Source organism: Bradyrhizobium sp. CCBAU 45389 (genome assembly GCF_028128625.1).
In the GTDB taxonomy this organism is placed as follows: domain Bacteria; phylum Pseudomonadota; class Alphaproteobacteria; order Rhizobiales; family Xanthobacteraceae; genus Bradyrhizobium; species Bradyrhizobium liaoningense_B.
Map to the genome: position 1 here is coordinate 305,960 of NZ_LBIY01000096.1, position 18,150 is coordinate 324,109.

General features: G+C 64.5%; 17 protein-coding genes. 10 read left to right on the forward strand and 7 right to left on the reverse strand.

The window, feature by feature from the left end:
* Window positions 1-16: 16 nt before the first annotated feature.
* Window positions 17-1,693: a methyl-accepting chemotaxis protein gene (locus XH79_RS31280; RefSeq protein WP_271584143.1), complete on the forward strand. Its 1,677-nt coding sequence runs from the start codon at window positions 17-19 to the stop codon at window positions 1,691-1,693.
* Between the two features lie 101 nt (window positions 1,694-1,794).
* Window positions 1,795-2,670, forward strand: a complete 876-nt coding sequence (yghU, locus tag XH79_RS31285) for a glutathione-dependent disulfide-bond oxidoreductase (protein WP_212343648.1) — start codon at window positions 1,795-1,797, stop codon at window positions 2,668-2,670.
* A gap of 204 nt (window positions 2,671-2,874) precedes the next feature.
* Here the strand turns inward: yghU and XH79_RS31290 are convergent, their stop codons facing one another.
* The 4 genes from XH79_RS31290 to XH79_RS31305 form a co-directional block, all read right to left on the reverse strand.
* Entirely contained in the window at window positions 2,875-3,492 is a 618-nt protein-coding gene (locus tag XH79_RS31290; protein ID WP_271584144.1) for a flavin reductase family protein, read from the reverse strand.
* Between the two features lie 131 nt (window positions 3,493-3,623).
* Window positions 3,624-4,901 carry an acyl-CoA dehydrogenase family protein gene (locus XH79_RS31295; protein WP_212343650.1) on the reverse strand — a complete coding sequence of 426 codons (1,278 nt, stop codon included), beginning with the start codon at window positions 4,899-4,901 and terminating at the stop codon, window positions 3,624-3,626.
* 325 nt (window positions 4,902-5,226) lie between these two features.
* Complete coding sequence (locus tag XH79_RS31300; protein ID WP_271584145.1) at window positions 5,227-5,607, reverse strand: VOC family protein; 381 nt, start codon at window positions 5,605-5,607, stop codon at window positions 5,227-5,229.
* Between the two features lie 108 nt (window positions 5,608-5,715).
* Entirely contained in the window at window positions 5,716-6,495 is a 780-nt protein-coding gene (locus XH79_RS31305; protein ID WP_271584146.1) for an SDR family NAD(P)-dependent oxidoreductase, read from the reverse strand.
* A gap of 167 nt (window positions 6,496-6,662) precedes the next feature.
* Here XH79_RS31305 and XH79_RS31310 point away from each other — a divergent pair, with 167 nt between their 5' ends.
* Genes XH79_RS31310 through XH79_RS31320 form a run of 3 tightly spaced genes read left to right on the forward strand, consistent with a single transcriptional unit; the run spans window position 6,663 to window position 8,815 of the window.
* Entirely contained in the window at window positions 6,663-7,451 is a 789-nt protein-coding gene (locus XH79_RS31310) for an enoyl-CoA hydratase/isomerase (RefSeq protein ID WP_271584147.1), read from the forward strand.
* Window positions 7,448-8,434 (forward strand): phosphotransferase family protein, encoded by a 987-nt coding sequence (locus tag XH79_RS31315; RefSeq protein ID WP_271584148.1) that lies wholly within the window; start codon window positions 7,448-7,450, stop codon window positions 8,432-8,434. The genes XH79_RS31310 and XH79_RS31315 overlap by 4 nt, the downstream gene beginning before the upstream one ends.
* A gap of 3 nt (window positions 8,435-8,437) precedes the next feature.
* Window positions 8,438-8,815: a DUF6285 domain-containing protein gene (locus tag XH79_RS31320; protein WP_271584149.1), complete on the forward strand. Its 378-nt coding sequence runs from the start codon at window positions 8,438-8,440 to the stop codon at window positions 8,813-8,815.
* A gap of 211 nt (window positions 8,816-9,026) precedes the next feature.
* Here the strand turns inward: XH79_RS31320 and XH79_RS31325 are convergent, their stop codons facing one another.
* Window positions 9,027-9,806: an enoyl-CoA hydratase-related protein gene (locus XH79_RS31325; RefSeq protein ID WP_271584150.1), complete on the reverse strand. Its 780-nt coding sequence runs from the start codon at window positions 9,804-9,806 to the stop codon at window positions 9,027-9,029.
* Between the two features lie 213 nt (window positions 9,807-10,019).
* Between XH79_RS31325 and XH79_RS31330 the strand changes: the two genes are divergently transcribed.
* A complete protein-coding gene (locus XH79_RS31330) occupies window positions 10,020-11,294 on the forward strand; it encodes an acyl-CoA dehydrogenase family protein (RefSeq protein WP_271584151.1) in 1,275 nt (424 codons plus the stop codon).
* A 117-nt stretch (window positions 11,295-11,411) separates the two neighbouring features.
* On the opposite strand, the gene XH79_RS31335 is transcribed toward XH79_RS31330, so the two are convergent.
* Window positions 11,412-12,992, reverse strand: a complete 1,581-nt coding sequence (locus tag XH79_RS31335) for a fatty acid--CoA ligase (protein WP_271584152.1) — start codon at window positions 12,990-12,992, stop codon at window positions 11,412-11,414.
* Between the two features lie 201 nt (window positions 12,993-13,193).
* The gene (locus tag XH79_RS31340; RefSeq protein ID WP_212343658.1) at window positions 13,194-14,066 is read right to left on the reverse strand and encodes an SDR family oxidoreductase; all 873 of its coding nucleotides are present in this window, start codon (window positions 14,064-14,066) and stop codon (window positions 13,194-13,196) included.
* Window positions 14,067-14,171: 105 nt separating this feature from the next.
* Between XH79_RS31340 and XH79_RS31345 the strand changes: the two genes are divergently transcribed.
* The 4 genes from XH79_RS31345 to XH79_RS31360 all read left to right on the forward strand — a co-directional run bounded on the left by XH79_RS31345 (window position 14,172) and on the right by XH79_RS31360 (window position 18,070).
* Complete coding sequence (locus XH79_RS31345) at window positions 14,172-14,981, forward strand: crotonase/enoyl-CoA hydratase family protein (RefSeq protein ID WP_271584153.1); 810 nt, start codon at window positions 14,172-14,174, stop codon at window positions 14,979-14,981.
* 129 nt (window positions 14,982-15,110) lie between these two features.
* Complete coding sequence (locus XH79_RS31350; protein WP_271584154.1) at window positions 15,111-16,655, forward strand: acyl-CoA synthetase; 1,545 nt, start codon at window positions 15,111-15,113, stop codon at window positions 16,653-16,655.
* 134 nt (window positions 16,656-16,789) lie between these two features.
* Window positions 16,790-17,584 (forward strand): enoyl-CoA hydratase/isomerase family protein, encoded by a 795-nt coding sequence (locus XH79_RS31355; protein ID WP_271584155.1) that lies wholly within the window; start codon window positions 16,790-16,792, stop codon window positions 17,582-17,584.
* Between the two features lie 81 nt (window positions 17,585-17,665).
* Complete coding sequence (locus XH79_RS31360) at window positions 17,666-18,070, forward strand: YccF domain-containing protein (protein ID WP_271584156.1); 405 nt, start codon at window positions 17,666-17,668, stop codon at window positions 18,068-18,070.
* Window positions 18,071-18,150 lie beyond the last annotated feature (80 nt).

Sequence of the window (18,150 nt, forward strand, 5' to 3'; positions counted from 1 at the left end):
TGGAATGGAGAGTGTGATGGCTTGGTTCAACAACATGTCTGTTGGGCGCAAGCTCCTGCTCACATTTTCGGCAGTCGTGCTGCTGGTCGTCGTGCTCGGCGGCTTCGCGCTGAAATCGCTGTCCGACCTGCAAGGCGCGGCGCGTGAGCTGTCCGGCAACTGGCTCCCCAGCGTCGACAAGGCGAGGGGTCTGCAATACCAGATCGCCCGCATCCGGACCAACCAGCTCTCGGTGCTGATGGCCAAGGAAAGCGATCGCGAGGAGATCCGCCAGACCCTGCGCAAGATCGAGCAGACCGTGACCGACAGCCTCAAATCCTATGAGGCGTTCGTGACCTCGCCGGAGGAGCAGGCCGCGCTCAAGCGTCTCAGCGCCCACTACACCGCCTTCCTGGAATCGGACAAGGCGCTGGATATGCTTGCCACCAATCCCGATGGCGCCAGGGAAGCCTTCTTTGCCGGCAGAAACCAGTTTCGCGAGCTGCTCGAAGACGCCGACAAGCTCGTGAAGGTCAACACGGATGGCGCCGGCCGTTCCGTCGCCACGGCGGAATGGACCTATGACAATGCGCGCACCGTGATCGTGATCGTGCTGCTGGTGATGATGGCGCTCGCGGCCGCGGCCGGCTTCGTGCTGCGCTCGGCGATCGCCAGGCCGCTGCTCGCGCTCGACAAGGCGATGGGACGGCTCGCCCAGAACGACACCACGACCGAAGTGCCGGCGACGGAGCGGCGCGACGAGGTCGGCGCCATGGCCCGTGCGGTGCTCGTGTTCAGGGAAGGCATGATCGCGGCCGATCAGATGCGCGCGCGCCAGGAGGAGGAGCGGCAGGCCAAGGAGCGGCACGCCGCCTACATCATGGGGCTGGCGCAGGACTTCGATACAGCGGCAAGCTCCGCCATCGGCGGCGTGGCCGATGCGGCGAGCCGCATGCAGGCGACCGCGGGCGGCCTGTCCTCCACCGTCGGCCAGACCGGCGAGCAGGCGATGACGGTGGCCGCGGCCGCGCAACAGGCCTCGGCCAACGTGCAGACGGTGGCCTCGGCTGCCGAGGAGCTGACCTCGTCGATCCACGAGATTTCCAGGCAGGTCTCGCTGGCCTCCCAGGTCAGCCACAAGGCGGTGGACCAGGCCAACCGCACCAACGACATCGTCGGCGGCCTGCAGCAAGCGGCGCGCCGCATCGGCGAGGTGATCGACCTCATCAACCAGATCGCCAGCCAGACCAACCTTCTGGCGCTGAACGCGACCATCGAGGCGGCACGGGCGGGCGATGCCGGCCGCGGATTTGCCGTTGTCGCCAACGAGGTGAAGAGCCTCGCCGCGCAGACCTCGCGGGCGACCGACGAGATCAGCCAGCAGATCGCCTCGGTGCAGCAGGCGACCGCGCAGGCGGTCGATGCGATCACCGCCATCGGCGGCACCATCCAGGAGATCAGCCAGATCAACACCACGGTCGCCTCGGCGGTGGAAGAGCAGGGCGCGGCGACGCAGGCGATCGCCCGCAGCGCCGAGCAGGCCTCCGCCGGCACCGGAACGGTGACCAAGAACATCGAGGGCGTGAGCCAGTCGGCCCGCTCCGGCGGCGGCGCTGCGCAGGAGATGCTCTCCGCGGCCACCTCGCTGTCACATGAGGCCGACCAGATGCGCTCCCTGGTCCAGGACTTCCTCGGCAAGGTCAAGGCTGCATGACGCCGGCTTGAGGTCCGCGCCGGACGCAGAGCCGGCAGGGCTTGTCATCGGCCATCCCAGGGCTAATTAATGCAGGCGCATCTTTCCGCCGGAGCCCCCGCATGACTGACGCCCCCGCCTACGTGCCGCCCAAAGTCTGGACCTGGAACAAGGAGAATGGCGGGCAGTTCGCCAGCATCAACCGCCCGATCGCCGGCCCCACCCACGACAAGGAACTGCCGGTCGGTAAGCATCCCCTGCAGCTCTATTCGCTGGCGACGCCGAACGGGGTGAAGGTCACGGTGATGCTGGAGGAACTGCTGGCGCTCGGCCACAAGGGGGCCGAATACGATGCCTGGCTGATCAGGATCGGCAATGGCGACCAGTTCGGCAGCGGCTTTGTCGACATCAATCCGAACTCGAAAATCCCCGCGCTGATGGATCGCTCGGGTCCGGAGCCGATCCGGGTGTTCGAGTCCGGCTCGATCCTGTTCTACCTCGCCGAGAAGTTCGGCGCCTTCCTGCCGAAAGATATCAAGTCCCGTACCGAAGCGATGTCCTGGCTGTTCTGGCAGATGGGCAGCGCCCCCTATCTCGGCGGCGGCTTCGGCCATTTTTATGCCTACGCGCCGTTCAAGATCGAATACGCCATCGACCGTTTCGCGATGGAGACCAAGCGCCAGCTCGACGTGCTCGATCGGCGCCTTGCCGACAATGAGTACCTCGCGGGCAAGGAGTACACCATCGCCGACATCGCGGTATGGCCCTGGTACGGCGCGCTCGCCAAGGGGCTGGTCTACGGCGCCGGCGAATTTTTGTCAGTGCAGGACTACAAGAACGTGCAGCGCTGGACCGACCAGATCGCCAAGCGTCCGGCCGTGAAGCGCGGCCGCATGGTCAACCGCGTCTCCGGCGACCCCGCCAGCCAGCTCCACGAGCGCCACGACGCCAGCGATTTCGAGACGAAGACGCAGGACAAGCTCGCGCCCGCGACGTAGGGCGGTTGCTTACCTCTCCCCGCTTGCGGCGAGAGGTCGGAATGCCCCCGGCGATGCGAAGCATCGTCCGGCGCGATCCGGGTGAGGGGTACAGGTCTCACTGCGATCTCGTAGGGTGGGCAAAGCGAAGCGTGCCCACCGACCGGCATCCGTACGCACAAAAGACGTGGGCACGGCGCTCTGTGCCTTTGCCCACCCTACGGCCTACGATTTCTTCACACCCTCCGCGGCCGGAAACACCACGCGATCATCCGTGCGGCAGTAGCGGTCGGCGAACATGCGGCCGATCGGATGATAGCGGTCCATGTGCACCCGCATCGCCTTGTCGTCCCAGAGCTCGTCGCGGATGTGGAAGTGGATGCCTTCACCCATGATCAGCCGGCGATCGTCGTTGACGTCGATCAGCTTCCAGAGCTTGCACTCCATCGCCCAGGGCGCGTCGGCAAGCCGCGGTACGGCGATCTCAGTTGAAGGCGCGAGCTTCAGGCCGAGATAATCCGGCTCGCCGATCTCAGGCGGAAAGTCGCCGCTGCTCTCATGCATGGCTTTGGCCAGCGGCTCATCGGCGATGTTGACCACGAACTCGCCGGTGCGCTGGATGTTGAGGAACGTGTCCTTGTCCTGTCCGTTCGGCTTGCGGTTCGCCGCGAACATGCACAGCGGCGGATCCTCGCAGAAGGCGTTGAAGAAGCTGAACGGCGCAGCGTTGACGGCGCCGGTCGGCCCGACCGAGGTCACCCACGCGATCGGCCGCGGCAGGATGAAGGACGTCAGCACCTTGTAGCGCTCGCGTGGCGTCAGCTCGCTGGCGGCGTAGTCCATGGGAGCTCCGTGAGAGGGAGAGCTTCGTAGGGTGGGCAAAGCGAAGCGTGCCCACCACTTCCAGCGAAGCCATAATGGTGGGCACGGCGCGCGAAGAGCGCGCCTTTGCCCACCCTACGGCATCTCGTCGATCACGCCATGCTCAGCTCGTGCCGTCCCACCACCATCCAGTGCACCTCGTCCGGACCGTCGGCGAAGCGCAGGTGGCGGACGTCCTGGTACATCTCGGCGAGCGGGGTCCAGTGCGAGATGCCGGTGGCGCCGTGCATCTGGATCGCCTGGTCGATGATCTTGCAGGCGCGTTCGGGCACCATGGCCTTGACCATGGAGACCCAGACGCGAGCCTCCTTGTTGCCGAGCACGTCCATCGCCTTGGCGGCCTTCAGCACCATCAGCCGCATCGCCTCGATCTCGCAGCGGGCCTGCGCGATGATCTGCATGTTGCCGCCGAGATGGGCGATCTTCTTGCCGAAGGCTTCGCGGGTGAGGCCCCGCTGCACCATCAGATCGAGCGCCTTCTCGGCCTTGCCGATGGTGCGCATGCAGTGATGGATGCGGCCCGGTCCAAGGCGGAGCTGCGAGATCTCGAAGCCGCGGCCTTCGCCGAGCAGCATGTTAGCCTTCGGCACGCGCACATTGTTGAAGCGCATATGCATGTGGCCGCGCGGGGCGTGGTCCTGGCCGAACACATACATGGGCCCGAGCACCTCGACGCCGGGCGTGTCGCGCGGCACCAGGATCTGCGATTGCTGCTTGCTCGGCGCCGCATCCGGATTGGTCTTCACCATCACGATGAGGATCTTGCAGCGGGGGTCGCCGAGGCCGGAGATGTAATATTTCTCGCCGTTGATGACCCATTCGTCGCCGACTAGCTTTGCTGTCGTCGAGATGTTCTTGGCATCGGAGGAGGCGACGTTCGGCTCGGTCATGACATAGGCCGAGCGGATCTCGCCGTTGAGCAGCGGCTTCAGCCACTTTTCCTTCTGCTCCTTGGTGCCGACGCGCTCCAGCACCTCCATGTTGCCGGTGTCGGGCGCCGAGCAGTTCATGGTCTCCGAGGCCAGCGGGCTCTTGCCGAGTTCGGCGGCGATATAGGCGTAATCGAGATTCTTCAGGCCCTGGCCGGTCTCGTCGTCGGGCAGGAAGAAGTTCCAGAGGCCTTCCTGCTTGGCCTTGTTCTTGGCCTTCTCCAGCACCTCGAGCTGCTTCGGCGTGAAGCTCCAGCGATCCTCCTTGCCTTCGCCGGCCTTGGCGAACTCGATCGACATCGGCTCGACGGTGTCGCGGATGAACTTCTTGACGTGATCGTAGAGCGGCCGGACCTGGTCCGACATGCGCAGATCGTTGAGCTCGTCGCCCGGATTGAGCGTGTAGTTGGTGGTGCGGGGAATGTAGGTGTGTTTTGTCATTGGTCCTCCCGGGAGCGCTGAGTTCGTGCTGGCCGGAAGAATAGTCGTAGCGACGCCAAAGTGCGAGCGCGTATTTTCTCACGCGGGCTATGCCATGCGATGGAATTTCGCGAGGCGTTTGAAATGTTGTTTGAATGGGGCCGCGAACTCTCTCCCTACGTCGTCCCGGACAAGCGCGCCTTAAGCGCGCGTAGATCCGGGACCCATAACCACAGGCGGCTGTGGTTACGGGGACTCGGAGTTACCTGTTTCGCGCAACAACATCGTTGCGTGGTTGTGGGTCCCGGCCTTCGCCGGGACGACAGACACCGAGGGTGTGACCGGCCTAGTTCGGCATCCGATGCATCGCGCAGATCTTGTTGCCGTCGAGGTCGCGCAAATAGGCGAGATAGAGCTTGTTTCCCGCGCCCTCGCGGATGCCGGGCGGATTTTCGATCGGCGTTCCGCCGGCGGCGACACCGGCGGCGTGCCATTTCTCGACCTGCTCAGGCGAGTTGGCGGCAAAGCCGATGGTGCCGCCGTTCGCGCAGGTCGCGGGCTCACCGTTGATCGGCTTCGAGACCGAGAACACGCCGGTCTTGGTGATGTAGAAGATGCGATGGCCGTCGACCCTGGCCGGCCGCACATCGAGGGTGCTCAGCAGCTGGTCGTAGAACACCTTGGCCTTGTCGAGGTCGTTGGTGCCGATCATGACGTGTGAAAACATTTGCCCTGTCCCCTCGGAGTTTGTAGCCCGGATGGAGCGTAGCGAAATCCGGGTCTTGCTTGCTTCTAGGAATCCCGGATTACGCTTCGCTCCATCCGGGCTACGAAATCAAAACGCGGTGTAGCCGCCGTCGATCACGAACGTATCCGCCGTGTGATACGACGACGCCTTGCTCATCAGGTACACCGCGATGCCGCCGAAATCGGATGCTTCGCCGAAGCGGCGCTGCGGAATCCGCGGCATCACGTTGGCGACGAATTTTTCGTTGGCCATGAGACTTGATGTCATGTCGCTCTTGATCCAGCCGGGCAGGATCGCGTTCGCGGTGACGCCGTGGCGCGCCAGCTCGACGCCGAGCGCGCGCACCAGCGCGTTGATCGCGGCCTTGGTCGCCGCATAATGTTCGTTGCGCGCTGTGCCGAAGATCGAAGCGAGGCTCGAGGTCGCAACCAGCCGGCCGAAGGGATCGCCGGCATTGGCGCGCTCGGTCATGTGCCTGGCCGCCGCCTGGAACGCGTGGAACACGCCGTCGAGATTGGTCGCAAACATCGTGCGCCATTCCTCCTCGGTGCGCTCGATGAAGGAGCGTCGTCCGCCGCCGCCGATGCCGGCATTGGCGAAGCAGCCATCGACCCGGCCGAATGTGTCGAGCGTGGCTTTCATCGCGGCGTTGACCGAGGCCGGATCGGTGACGTCGCAGACGCGGGTATCGACCTTGCCTGACAGCCCCGCCATGCTCGCGGCAGCAGCCTTGTTCTTGTCAGCATTGCGGCCCCAGATCGAGACGTTGCAGCCCTGACCGGCGAGCGCCTGTGCGATGCCGAGCCCGATGCCGCCATTGCCGCCAGTGATCACGGCGACGCGTCCGGTGAGGTCGAAAAGGTTCATGGAGCGTTTCCTGTTTTGGGCATAAGGCGCATCAGCCGCTGCGCACAAGATTGCTTGCTAAGCTCCGATCACCATGGACAAGAGCGCGCCAAAAATCAAATATGCGCCCCGGCAAAACTAATTCCGGCCTGCGAAACTGACGCAGGCCGCAACTGACGAGGAAACCCATGCAGTTCAAACACGTCACGCTCGATTTCGATGGCTCGGTCGCGATCCTCAGGCTCGACCATCAGGAGGTGATGAACGCGGTCTCCATGGACATGCTCGGCGGTCTCGCCGAGGCGCTCGACACGATCGAGGAGAAGAAGGACGAGGTCCGCTGCGTCGTGCTGACCGGCGCGGGCCGCGCCTTCTGCACCGGCGCCAATCTGCAAGGGCGCAACAACCAGTCGAAGAAGACCAAGGCCGGCCTGACGCTGGAAACCGGCTTTCATCCCTTCCTGCGTCGCATCCGCAATCTGCACTGCCCCATCATCACCGCGGTCAACGGGCCGGCCGCCGGCGCCGGCATGAGCTTCGCCCTGCTCGGCGACATGATCTTATGCGCGCGTTCCTCTTACTTTCTTCAAGCGTTCCGGCGCATCGGCCTCGTGCCGGATTGCGGCTCGACCTGGCTCTTGCCGCGCCTGATCGGCAAGGCGCGCTCGATCGAATTGTCGCTGATGGGCGAGCGGCTGCCGGCCGAGAAGGCGCTGGAATGGGGCCTCGTCAACCGCGTTTACGATGACGGCGTGCTGATGGAGGAGGCGATGAAGCTCGCGCGCGACCTCGCTGGCGGCCCGACGGTGGCGCTGTCGCTGATCCGCAAACTCTACTGGGACAGCCCGGAAAATTCCTTCGAGGACCAGCTCAATCTCGAATTCCAGTGCCAGCTGCGCGCCGGCGATACCCAGGATTTCCGCGAGGGGGTCGGCGCGTTTCTTGAGAAGCGTCCCGCGCAGTTCAAGGGCAAATGATCGAGGCCGAGCTTTCGCGCAGCGTCGCGCGCTGGTACCCGGGCGCGACCGGCGTCACCGGAGTGGCAAAGCTGTCCGGCGGTGCCAGCCAGGAAACCTGGCGCTTCGACATCGTGCATCCCGACGGGCCGATCGGCGCAATCCTGCGCCGCTCGCCGAAGGGGTATGGCGCAGCGCCGACGCGTGCGGCGGGCCTCGCCGCCGAGGCGCAGCTGATGCAGCTCGCCTTCGAGGCCGGCGTGCCGTCGCCGCGCGTGATGCATGTGCTGACGGCCGAGGACGATCTCGGCACCGGCTTCATCATGCAGCGGGTCGAGGGCGAGACCATCGCCCGCAAAATTCTTCGCGATGAGGAGTTTGCCGCGGCGCGGCCACTGCTTGCGCGGCAGATCGGCGGCGTGCTTGCGGGCCTGCACAGGCTGCCGCAGAATAAATTGCCCGAGCTGCGCAGCCGGAATGCGACCCAGGAGATCTCAGAGTTCGAGCGCGACTATCGCAGCCTGAACTGGCCGAAGCCCGTGTTCGAGCTGGCGCTGCGCTGGCTGCGCGACCACGATCCCGGCCCCTCGGTCGAGACCACGCTGGTGCACGGCGATTTCCGCAACGGCAATCTCATCATCGGCGCAGATGGCGTCCGCGCCGTGCTCGACTGGGAGCTCGCCCATCTCGGCGACCCCATGGAGGATCTCGGCTGGGTCTGCGTCAACTCCTGGCGCTTCGGCGAGATCGACAAGCCTGTCGGCGGCTTTGGCTCGCGCGAGGAGCTGTTCGCCGGCTACGAAGCGGCAAGCCGCAAGGTCGATCCCGCGCGCGTCAAGTTCTGGGAGGTGATGGGCACGCTGCGCTGGGGTATCATGTGCGGCGGCATGATGCAGCGCTTTCGCGAGAGCCCGGACCATTCCATGGAGCGCGCCATGATCGGCCGCCGTGCCTCCGAAACCGAGATCGATCTGTTGCGGCTTCTGGCGCCGCGCGGGAGCTGACACATGCAGGACGAACCCACGCCGGTCGAGCTGACCAAATCAGTCGCCGATTTCCTCCGCAGCGACATCACGCCGCTGATTTCCGGCCATCAGGCCTTCAAGCTCCGCGTCGCCATCAACATCCTCGATCTCGTCACGCGGCAGCTGACGCAGGAAGAGGGGAGCGATGCGAGCGAGGTGGAGCGCCTGCGCGCGCTGCTCGGCATCGACGGCTCGGTGACGGAGCTCAACCGCGTGCTCGCCGATCACATCGCGAGGGGCGAAGTCGATCTCGCAACGCCCGGCCTTGCCGAGCATCTGTGGGAGACCACGATGGATAAGCTGGCCGTGGATCAGCCGAACTATGCCTCCTACAAGCGGGAGCTGGGGCGAAATCCGTAGGATGGGTAGAGCGCAGCGAAACCCATCGTCTCAAGTCTCGTTCTGTCATTGATGGATTTCGCTGCGCTCTACCCATCCTACGCACCTGTCGCGAGGTGGTCAGACCTCTCCCCGTCATTGCGAGGAGCGCAGCGACGAAGCAATCCAGAGTGTCTCCGCGGAGGGATCCTGGATTGCTTCGCTGCGCTCGCAATGACGACGGAGGAGCCGCCTACTTCCCCACCCATTTCGGCGGCCGCTTCTCGGAAAACGCCTTCGGTCCCTCGATGTAATCCTGCGAGGCCGCCATCGCTTTCACCGCCGGGTACTCCCGCTGCTCTTCGATCGCCTGCTCTAGCGATACGCCAAGCCCGCGCTGAATGGCCTGCTTGGAGGCCCGGATCGACATCGGCGAGTTCTTGCTGATCGTCTCGGCCCAGCGCAGCGCCGCGTTGAGCGCTCCGCCCTGCGGCACCACCTCGTTGACGAAGCCGAGCTCAAGACCTTCCTTGGCGCTGACATGGCGCGCGGTGAGGATCATGCCCATGGCGCGCTTCAGCCCGATCTGGCGCGGCAACCGGTGCAGGCCGCCGGCGAGCGCGGCAAGGCCCACGCGCGGCTCCGGTAGCGCGAAGGTCGCGTTCTCCGCGGCGATGATGAGATCGCAGGCGAGTGCGATCTCGAAACCGCCGCCCATCGCGACGCCGTTCACCGCGGCGATGATCGGCTTGTCGCAGTCGAATCGCGCCGTGAGGCCGGCAAAGCCGCCCTTGTCCCAGCCGCGCTTGCCGCCGGCGGCCTGCCACTTCAGATCGTTGCCGGCGCAGAACGCCTTGTCGCCGCTGCCTGTGACGACGGCGATCCACTGCTCGGGATCGGCGGAGAAATCGTCGAACACTTTTTGCAGCTCGAAATGCGCATCGGTGTGCAGCGCGTTGTAGACCTCGGGCCGCGACAGCGTGACGATCGTGATCGGCCCCTTGCGTTCCACCTTGGAAAATTTCAGCTCCATCGCGCGCTCCCGCATTTTCTCGTGAAGGAATATTGGCGTCATACTACCGTGCGTTCGCGCCGGAGCACCATCGAATTGCGCGGGCGCGCCTTGCATGGCCGGCACGCCTCGGCTTGCTTGACTCGGCGAGGCTCTTCTCACCTTAATCGTGTGAAGCAAAGACGCGCCTAGCGCCTTAACGCAAAACGATAAAATCAATCCGGGAGAGAACCTGTGGATTTCTCATTGCCTGCCGATCTCGTCGCCTATCTCGGAGAGCTCGACCGTTTCATCGAACGCGAGATCAAGCCGCTGGAGGAGGCCGACGACAACATCCGCTTCTTCGATCATCGCCGCGAGTGGGCCCGCACCGATTTCGAGAATGGCGGCCTGCCGCGGCACGAATGGGAGGCGCTGTTGCGCAAGGCGAAGGATCTCGCCGACGCTGCCGGGCACTTGCGCTTTCCGGTACCGAAGCAGTATGGCGGCAAGGACGGCTCCAATCTCTGGATGGCGGTGATCCGCGAGCATTTTGCCGCAAAGGGCCTCGGCCTGCACAATGATCTCCAGAACGAGCATTCCATCGTCGGCAATTTCCCCGTCGTCACCATGCTCGATCGCTACGGCCGCGACGATCAGAAGGCGATGATCGACGGTTCGATCAGGGGCAAGTACCGCATCACCTTTGGCCTGACCGAGCCGCATCACGGCTCGGACGCCACCCACATGGAGACGCGCGCGGTGCCGGCGACCCGCGACAACGTCAAGGGCTGGATCATCAACGGCGAGAAGATGTGGACGACGGGCATGCACGTCGCCACGCACTGCGCGCTGTTCGCGCGCACCAGCGGCAATGACGGCGATGCCCGCGGCATCACCTGCTTCCTGGTGCCGGCCAGGAGCCACGGCGTCAAGGTCGAGGAGTACATGTGGACGTTTAACATGCCGACCGACCATCCCCGCGTCAGCTTCACGGATGTGTTCGTGCCTGAAGATGCGCAGTTCGGCGAGGTCGGCCGCGGACTGTCCTTGGCGCAGTGCTTCGTGCACCAGAACCGCATCCGCCAGGCGGCGAGCTCGCTGGGCGCGGCCGTCTACTGCATCAACGAGAGCGTCAAATACGCACGCGAGCGAAAGCCGTTCGGCAGGGCGCTCGCCGAAAACCAGGCGATCCAGTTCCCGCTGGTCGAGCTCGCCACGCAGGCCGAGATGCTGCGCCTCTTGATCCGCAAGACGGCCTGGGAGATGGACCAGCTCACCGAGGAGCAGATCGAGCGCACGCTCTCCGACCGCGTCTCCATGTGCAACTATTTTGCAAACCGCCTCTGCTGCGAATCCGCCGACCGCGCCATGCAGGTCCATGGCGGCATGGGCTACTCACGCCACAAACCGTTCGAGCACATCTATCGCCACCACCGCCGCTACCGGATCACCGAGGGCAGCGAGGAGATCCAGATGCGGAAGGTAGCGGGGTTCTTGTTCGGGTATATGGGACCGGGGAAACATTGAGGCTTCCACCGCTATCGTAGGGTGGGCAAAGCGAAGCGTGCCCACGATCCTTTCGATACGGAACGAGGTCGTGGGCACGGCGCTTTGCGCCTTTGCCCACCCTACGGCACCTCGCGATCAATTCACTCTTCGATCCTTTCCCGCCCAATACGGCTCGCGCAATTGCCGCCGCAAGATTTTGCCGCTGGGATTCCGCGGCAGCGCCGGCAAGAACTCCACGCTCTTCGGCGTCTTGTAGCCGGCGATGCGCTCGCGGGTGAAGTTGATGATGTCGGTGGCGGTCGCCTGCTTGCCGGGCTTCATCACCACGACGGCCTTCACCGCCTCGCCCCATTTGTCGTCGGGTACGCCGATCACGGCGGCTTCTGCGACATCTGGATGATCGCACAGCGCGCTCTCGACTTCGGCGGGGTAGATGTTCTCGCCGCCGGAGATGATCATGTCCTTGATGCGGTCGTGGATGTAGAGGTAGCCGTCCTCGTCCATGTAGCCGGCATCGCCGGTGCGCAGCCAGCCGTCACCGCGTAGCGTGGCGGCGGTCGCCTCAGGCAGATTCCAGTAGCCGGCCATGTTCGAGCCCGAGCGCGTCGCGATCTCGCCGACCTGGCGCGGTGGCAGCGGCTTGCCGTCGGCGTCGAGAATTGCGATCTCGACCCCCGGCAGCGCCTTGCCGGCCGAGCGCATCCGCTCGAGGCCCTCGATATGGTCCTCCGGCGGCAGCGCGACGATGGTGCCCGTCGTCTCCGTCATGCCGTACATCTGCACGAAGCCGCATTTGAAGACCTCGATGCACTCCTTGAGCAGCGCCGCCGGAATCGGCGAGGCGCCGTACAGCATGTATTTCAGCCGCGAGAAGTCCACGCTTCTCGCGCGCGGCTGCCGCACCACGAACTGCATCGCCGCCGGCACCATGAACAGCTTTGTGATGCCCGACTGCTCGAAGAAATCCAAAACCTTGGTGGGATCGAATTCGCGCGCGATCACGCCGCGGGCGCCGTGATAGAGCCCCATCACGCCCCAGCCGGAGCCGCCGATGTGGAAGATCGGCATCGCCACCAGCGAGACGTCGTCGGTCGACCACCGGTTCCATTCCGGCTTGTCCTCGGCATTGCCGGTCTGCACGAGATTGAGGAAGTTCGCGTGGCTCAGCATCGCGCCCTTCGGCTTGCCCGTGGTGCCTGACGTATAGAGCTGGATCGCGATGTCCCTGGTGTCGATCGGCACCTTGGGATCATCGCCGCTCTGCGCATCGCGCCACGCGGTAAAGTCCCGCCATTCCGGTGCGCCGCCCTCGGTGGTGATGATCGTGCGCACGCCCGGAATTTGATCCCTGATCTGGAGGACCTGCGTGATGAACTCCGGCCCGACGAACAGCACCGGCGCCTTGCAATCCGAAACGATGAAGGCGACCTCGGGCCCCGCGAGTCGCCAGTTCACCGGCGCCATCACCACGCCGGCCTTCATCGCGCCCATCAGCAGCTCGAAATAGAGATCGCTGTTCTTGCCGAGATAGGCGATGCGATCGCCGTGTCTGACACCCATCGCGAGAAGCGCGTTGGCGACCTTGTTGGTCTTGATGTCGAACTCGGCAAAGCTGGTGGCGCGGCCCTCGAACTCATAGGCAATGGCGCCGCCGCGGCTCTTCGCGCGCTCGCGCACCATGTCGGCGAGGTCAGCCAGTTTCGGTGATGCGGACATGTTTCTCCCGTACGTCTTGTTTTTATGCCTGGGAGTGTGGCGTCATCCGCGGGCGAAGACAAGATCGGGCCTCGCCGTCGTCCTGGCGAAAGCCAGGACCCATAGCAACAAAACGCAATTTGGCGAAGACTGGTCATGACCAATCTTCGCCAAATAGAATTCGGTGGCTATGGGTCCCGGCCTTCGCCGGGACGACAACAACTACCCCCGCTTCGCCCGATCCTTCTCGTTCTGCGCCATGATGCTTTCGCGCGCGGTTTTCCAATCGTCGTCGCTCCAGTCGCGGAGCTGGTAGAAATTGCCGCCCATCGCGAGCGCCTGCGCGCCGTCCATCGCAATCGTCTCGCCGGTGATCCAGTCGCAGCCGCCGGAGATCAGGAACACCGCGAGGTTCTGCAACTCGTCCATGGTGCCGACGCGGCCCATCGGATTCATCGCCTTGGTGCGCGCGCCCGCTTCATCACCGGGCTTGATGCGCTTGCTCATGCCCTCGGTCGGGATCTCGCCCGGCGCGATGGTGTTGAGGCGGATGCCGTAGCGCCCCCATTCGGTCGCGAGCGACATCGTCATGGCGTGGATCGCCGACTTGCTCATCGCCGACGGCACGACGTAGGGCGAGCCGTTGCGCACCCAGGTCACGGTGATCGAGACGACATTGCCGGGCTGCTTCAAGGCGATCCAGCGCTTGCCGACCGCATGCGTCACGTAGAACGTGCCGTGCATGACGATGTTGGCGACGGCATCGAAGCCGCGCGGCGAGAGTTCCTCGCTGCGCGAGATGAAATTGCCCGCGGCGTTGTTGATGAGATCGGTGAGGGGGCCGTCGCGAAAGATGTTCTCGATCATCTCGTCGACCGCAAGCGCATTGCGGATGTCGACGCCGTGGCTGGTGACGCGGCCGCCATAGAGATCCATCAGCTCGGTCGCGGTCTCGTCGCACACGATCTTGCGGCGGCCGCAGATGTGGACCTCGGCGCCGAGCTGGAGAAAGCGCGCCGCCATCGACTTGCCAAGCCCGGTGCCGCCGCCGGTCACGAGAATGCGCCGTCCGGCCAGAAGATTTTCCTTGAACATCGCTGTTTCTCCCGTACGGATTGTCAGTTAATTGGTCGATTGACTAAATCCGGCCGCCGGCTTCCTGTAAAGCGGCACTGAACAAGAACAGGGGAGAATTCATCCATGGAAGAGCGCGTCTCGATCTCGATCTCGGAAGGCGTCGCCGATGTCCGCCTGGTGCGCGCGGACAAGATGAACGCGCTCGATCAGGCCATGTTCGAGGCCCTTGTTGCCGCAACCGACCGGCTTTCGAAGGACAAGAGCGTGCGCGTCGTCGTGCTGTCCGGTGAAGGCCGGGCCTTCTGCGCCGGTCTCGACATGGGGCGTTTTGCCGCCATGAAGGAGAAGGGCGGCAACGGAATTCCGGGTGGCGAAAATCGCGATCTCACCAAGCGCACGCATGGCCAGGCGAATTTTCCGCAACAGGCGGTATGGGGATGGCGGCAGCTTCCGGTTCCCGTGATCGCGGCGGTGCATGGCGTCGCCTTCGGCGGCGGCTTCCAGCTCTCGCTCGGCGCCGACATGCGGTTCCTCAGCGCCGACGCGCGGATGTCGGTGATGGAGATCAAATGGGGCCTCGTGCCCGATATGGCGGGCACGCCGATCCTGGCTTCGCTCGTGCGCGACGACATCCTGCGCGATCTCACCTACACGGGGCGCATCTTCTCCGCGCAGGAGGCGTTGACCTACGGCCTCGCCACGCGCATCTGCGACGATCCTCGCGCGGCAGCGCTCGAGGTCGCGCGCGAGATCGCGGGCAAGAGTCCTGATGCGATCCGTGCGGCGAAGCGACTGCTCAACAATCTCTCGGTCGATCCCGGCCCCGCGCTGCTCGCGGAGTCCGTCGAGCAGCAGGAGCTGATCGGCAGCGCGAACCAGACCGAGGCGGTGCGGGCCAATTTGGAGAAGCGTGCGCCGAAGTTCGCGGATTAGCACAGACCTCATCCCGAGGAGCCGCGAAGCGGCGTCTCGAGGGATGGGCTACGGGCTCTCATGGTTCGAGACGGCGCTTTGCGCCTCCTCACCATGAGGGTCGACTTCAAACAACAAAGAAAAACAAAAATGAGCGAAACGTCCCCATTCCTCGGCATCGTCTCCGGCGACCGCCGTCGTTCCCATGCTGAAGTCACCGCCCGCGCCGACCGCATCGCAAGCGGCCTCGCCACAATCGGCGTCCGCCAGGGCGATTGCGTCTGCATGCTGATGCGCAACGACATCGCCTTCATCGAGGCCGCCTACGCGGCGATGCGGCTCGGCGCTTATGGCGTGCCGATCAACTGGCACTTCAAGCTGGAGGAGATCAACTACATCCTCGGCGATACCGGCACGTCCGTGCTGATCGGTCATGCCGACATGCTGCACGCCCTGCGCGATGCAATCCCAGAGGGCGTCACCGTGCTCAGCGTGCCGACGCCGCCGGAGATCCTGTCCAGTTACAAGATCGATCCCGATCATCTGAAGACGCCGGACTTTGCGATCGATCTCGAATCCTGGCTCGCACAGTTCCAGCCCTATGACGGCCCCATCGTGCCGCAGCCCATGAACATGATCTACACATCGGGTACGACGGGCCATCCCAAGGGCGTGCGGCGCAATGCGCCGACGCCGGAGCAGCAGGCGGCCGGCGAACGCATGCGCGCGATGATCTATGGTCTGAAGCCGGGCGCTCGTGCACTACTGCCCGGGCCGCTCTATCATTCGGCGCCGAACTCGTTCGGCATCCGCGCCGGCAAGCTCGGCGGCGCGCTGGTACTGATGCCGCGGTTCGAGGCGGAGGAGTTTCTGCAGCTGATCGAGCGCTACAAAATCGACACCATCTTCATGGTGCCGACCATGTTCATCCGCCTGATGAAGCTTCCGGAGTGCGTGCGCCGGAAATATGACGTCTCTTCGCTCCGCCACATCATCCATGCCGCCGCGCCATGCCCGGCCGATGTCAAGCGCGCCATGATCGAGTGGTGGGGGCCGGTGATCTACGAATTCTACGGCTCGACCGAATCCGGCGCCGTGACCTTCGCGACCTCGGAGGACGCCCTGAAGAAGCCCGGCACTGTCGGCAAGATCTCGCCCGGCGCCGAGCTTCGTTTCCTCGGCGAGGACGGAAGCGTGCTCGGCGTGGGCGAGATCGGCGAGATCTATTCCCGCATGGCGGAGCTGGCCGACTTCACCTACCACAACAAGCCGGAGAAGCGCGCCGAGATCGACCGCGACGGCTTCATCACCTCCGGCGACGTCGGCTATATCGACGAGGACGGCTACGTCTTCATCTGCGACCGCAAGCGCGACATGGTGATCTCGGGCGGCGTCAACATCTATCCGGCCGAGATCGAATCCGTGCTGCACGCCGTGCCGGGCGTGCATGATTGCGCCGTGTTCGGCATCCCCGATGCCGAGTTCGGCGAGGCGCTGATGGCGGTGGTCGAGCCGCAAGCCGGCGTCACGCTCGAGGCCGCCGATGTCCGCGCGAGATTGAAGACCTCGCTCGCAGATTACAAGGTGCCCAAGCACATCGAGATCCGCTCGGGGCTGCCGCGCGAAGATTCCGGCAAGATATTCAAGCGCCGGCTGCGCGATCCCTATTGGGAGCAGGCGGGCCGGAAAATCTGACAATTTGACGAGGTGCCGTAGGGTGGGCAAAGCGAAGCGTGCCCACCAAAATTTGCTTACGGAGACAGATGGTGGGCACGGCGCAAACGCGCCTTTGCCCACCCTACGAGACAACGGATGGGGAAACATTTGTCATGACCGACTCCGCAAAAGAAGTCCTCTACACAGTCGCCGACCACATCGCGACCATCACGCTGAACGCGCCGGAGCGCATGAACACCATCTCCGGCCCGATGCTGAACGATCTGGCGCGGCTCCTCACCGAGGCCAACGAGGACAACAACGTCCGCGTCGTGATCCTCACCGGCAAGGGCAGGGCGTTCTGCGCCGGTCTCGACCTGCGCAAGGAGCGCGACGGCAACGGCCTCAGCGCCGCGTCGTCGCCGACCACGATCAATTTGCGCAATACCCCGCCGACGGTCTTGCAGGCGATGGACAAGCCGACCATCTGCGCCGTCAATGGCGGCGCGGCCGGCTATGGCATGGACACCGCGCTCGGCTGCGACATCCGCATCATGGCGGAGTCCTCGAAGCTCGCCGCCGCCTTCGTCAAGCGCGGCGTCGTGCCGGAATCCGGCGGCACCTGGCTGCTGCCGCGCATGCTCGGCTGGGCCAAGGCCTCCGAGCTGATCTTCACGGGCCGCACGCTGAGCGCGCGGGAATGCCTGGAATGGGGCCTCGCCAACGAGGTCGTGCCGGATGCCGAGCTGATGACCCGCGCCATGACAATCGCCCGGGAAATCGCGGCCAATGCGCCGCTGGCGGTGCAGGCCTCCAAGCGCATGATGCGGATGGGCCTCAACGAAAACTTCTCCGATCACGTCCACCACGTCTATCTCCAGCTCCTGCCGCTGTTCAAGACCGAGGACATGGCCGAAGGCATGAAGGCCTTCATGGAAAAGAGGGAGCCGAAATTCGAGGGACGGTAGCCGGTTGCGCCTATCGGACCATCTTAGCAGGGACAGATTTCGATCCTATATAGACGGCGTCATCCTCTTGCGGATCATGCCATGACCCCCGTTTCCATCCTGCTCAACATCCTCTGGATTCTCATCGGCGGCGCCTGGATGGCGTTCGGCTGGCTGGTGGCTGCCGTCATCATGGCCATCACCATCATCGGCCTGCCCTGGGCGCGGGCGGCGTTCAACATCGCCGTCTACACGCTGCTGCCGTTCGGCTCGCGGGCGGTCAGCCGCTACGAGGTCACCGGTGTCGAGGATATCGGCACCGGGCCGCTCGGGGTGATCGGCAACATCATCTGGTTCGTGCTGGCCGGCTGGTGGCTGGCGCTGGGCCACCTCGTGACCGCGCTAGTGCTCGCCATCACCATCATCGGCATTCCCTTCGCCTGGGCTCATCTGAAGCTCGCGGGCATCGCGCTCTGGCCGATCGGCAAGGTGATCGTGCCGGCTTAGGGTGAACTCGTAGGATGGGTAGAGCGGCAGCGAAACCCATCAATCCGTCCGCCGATGACGAAGCATGATGGGTTTCGCAA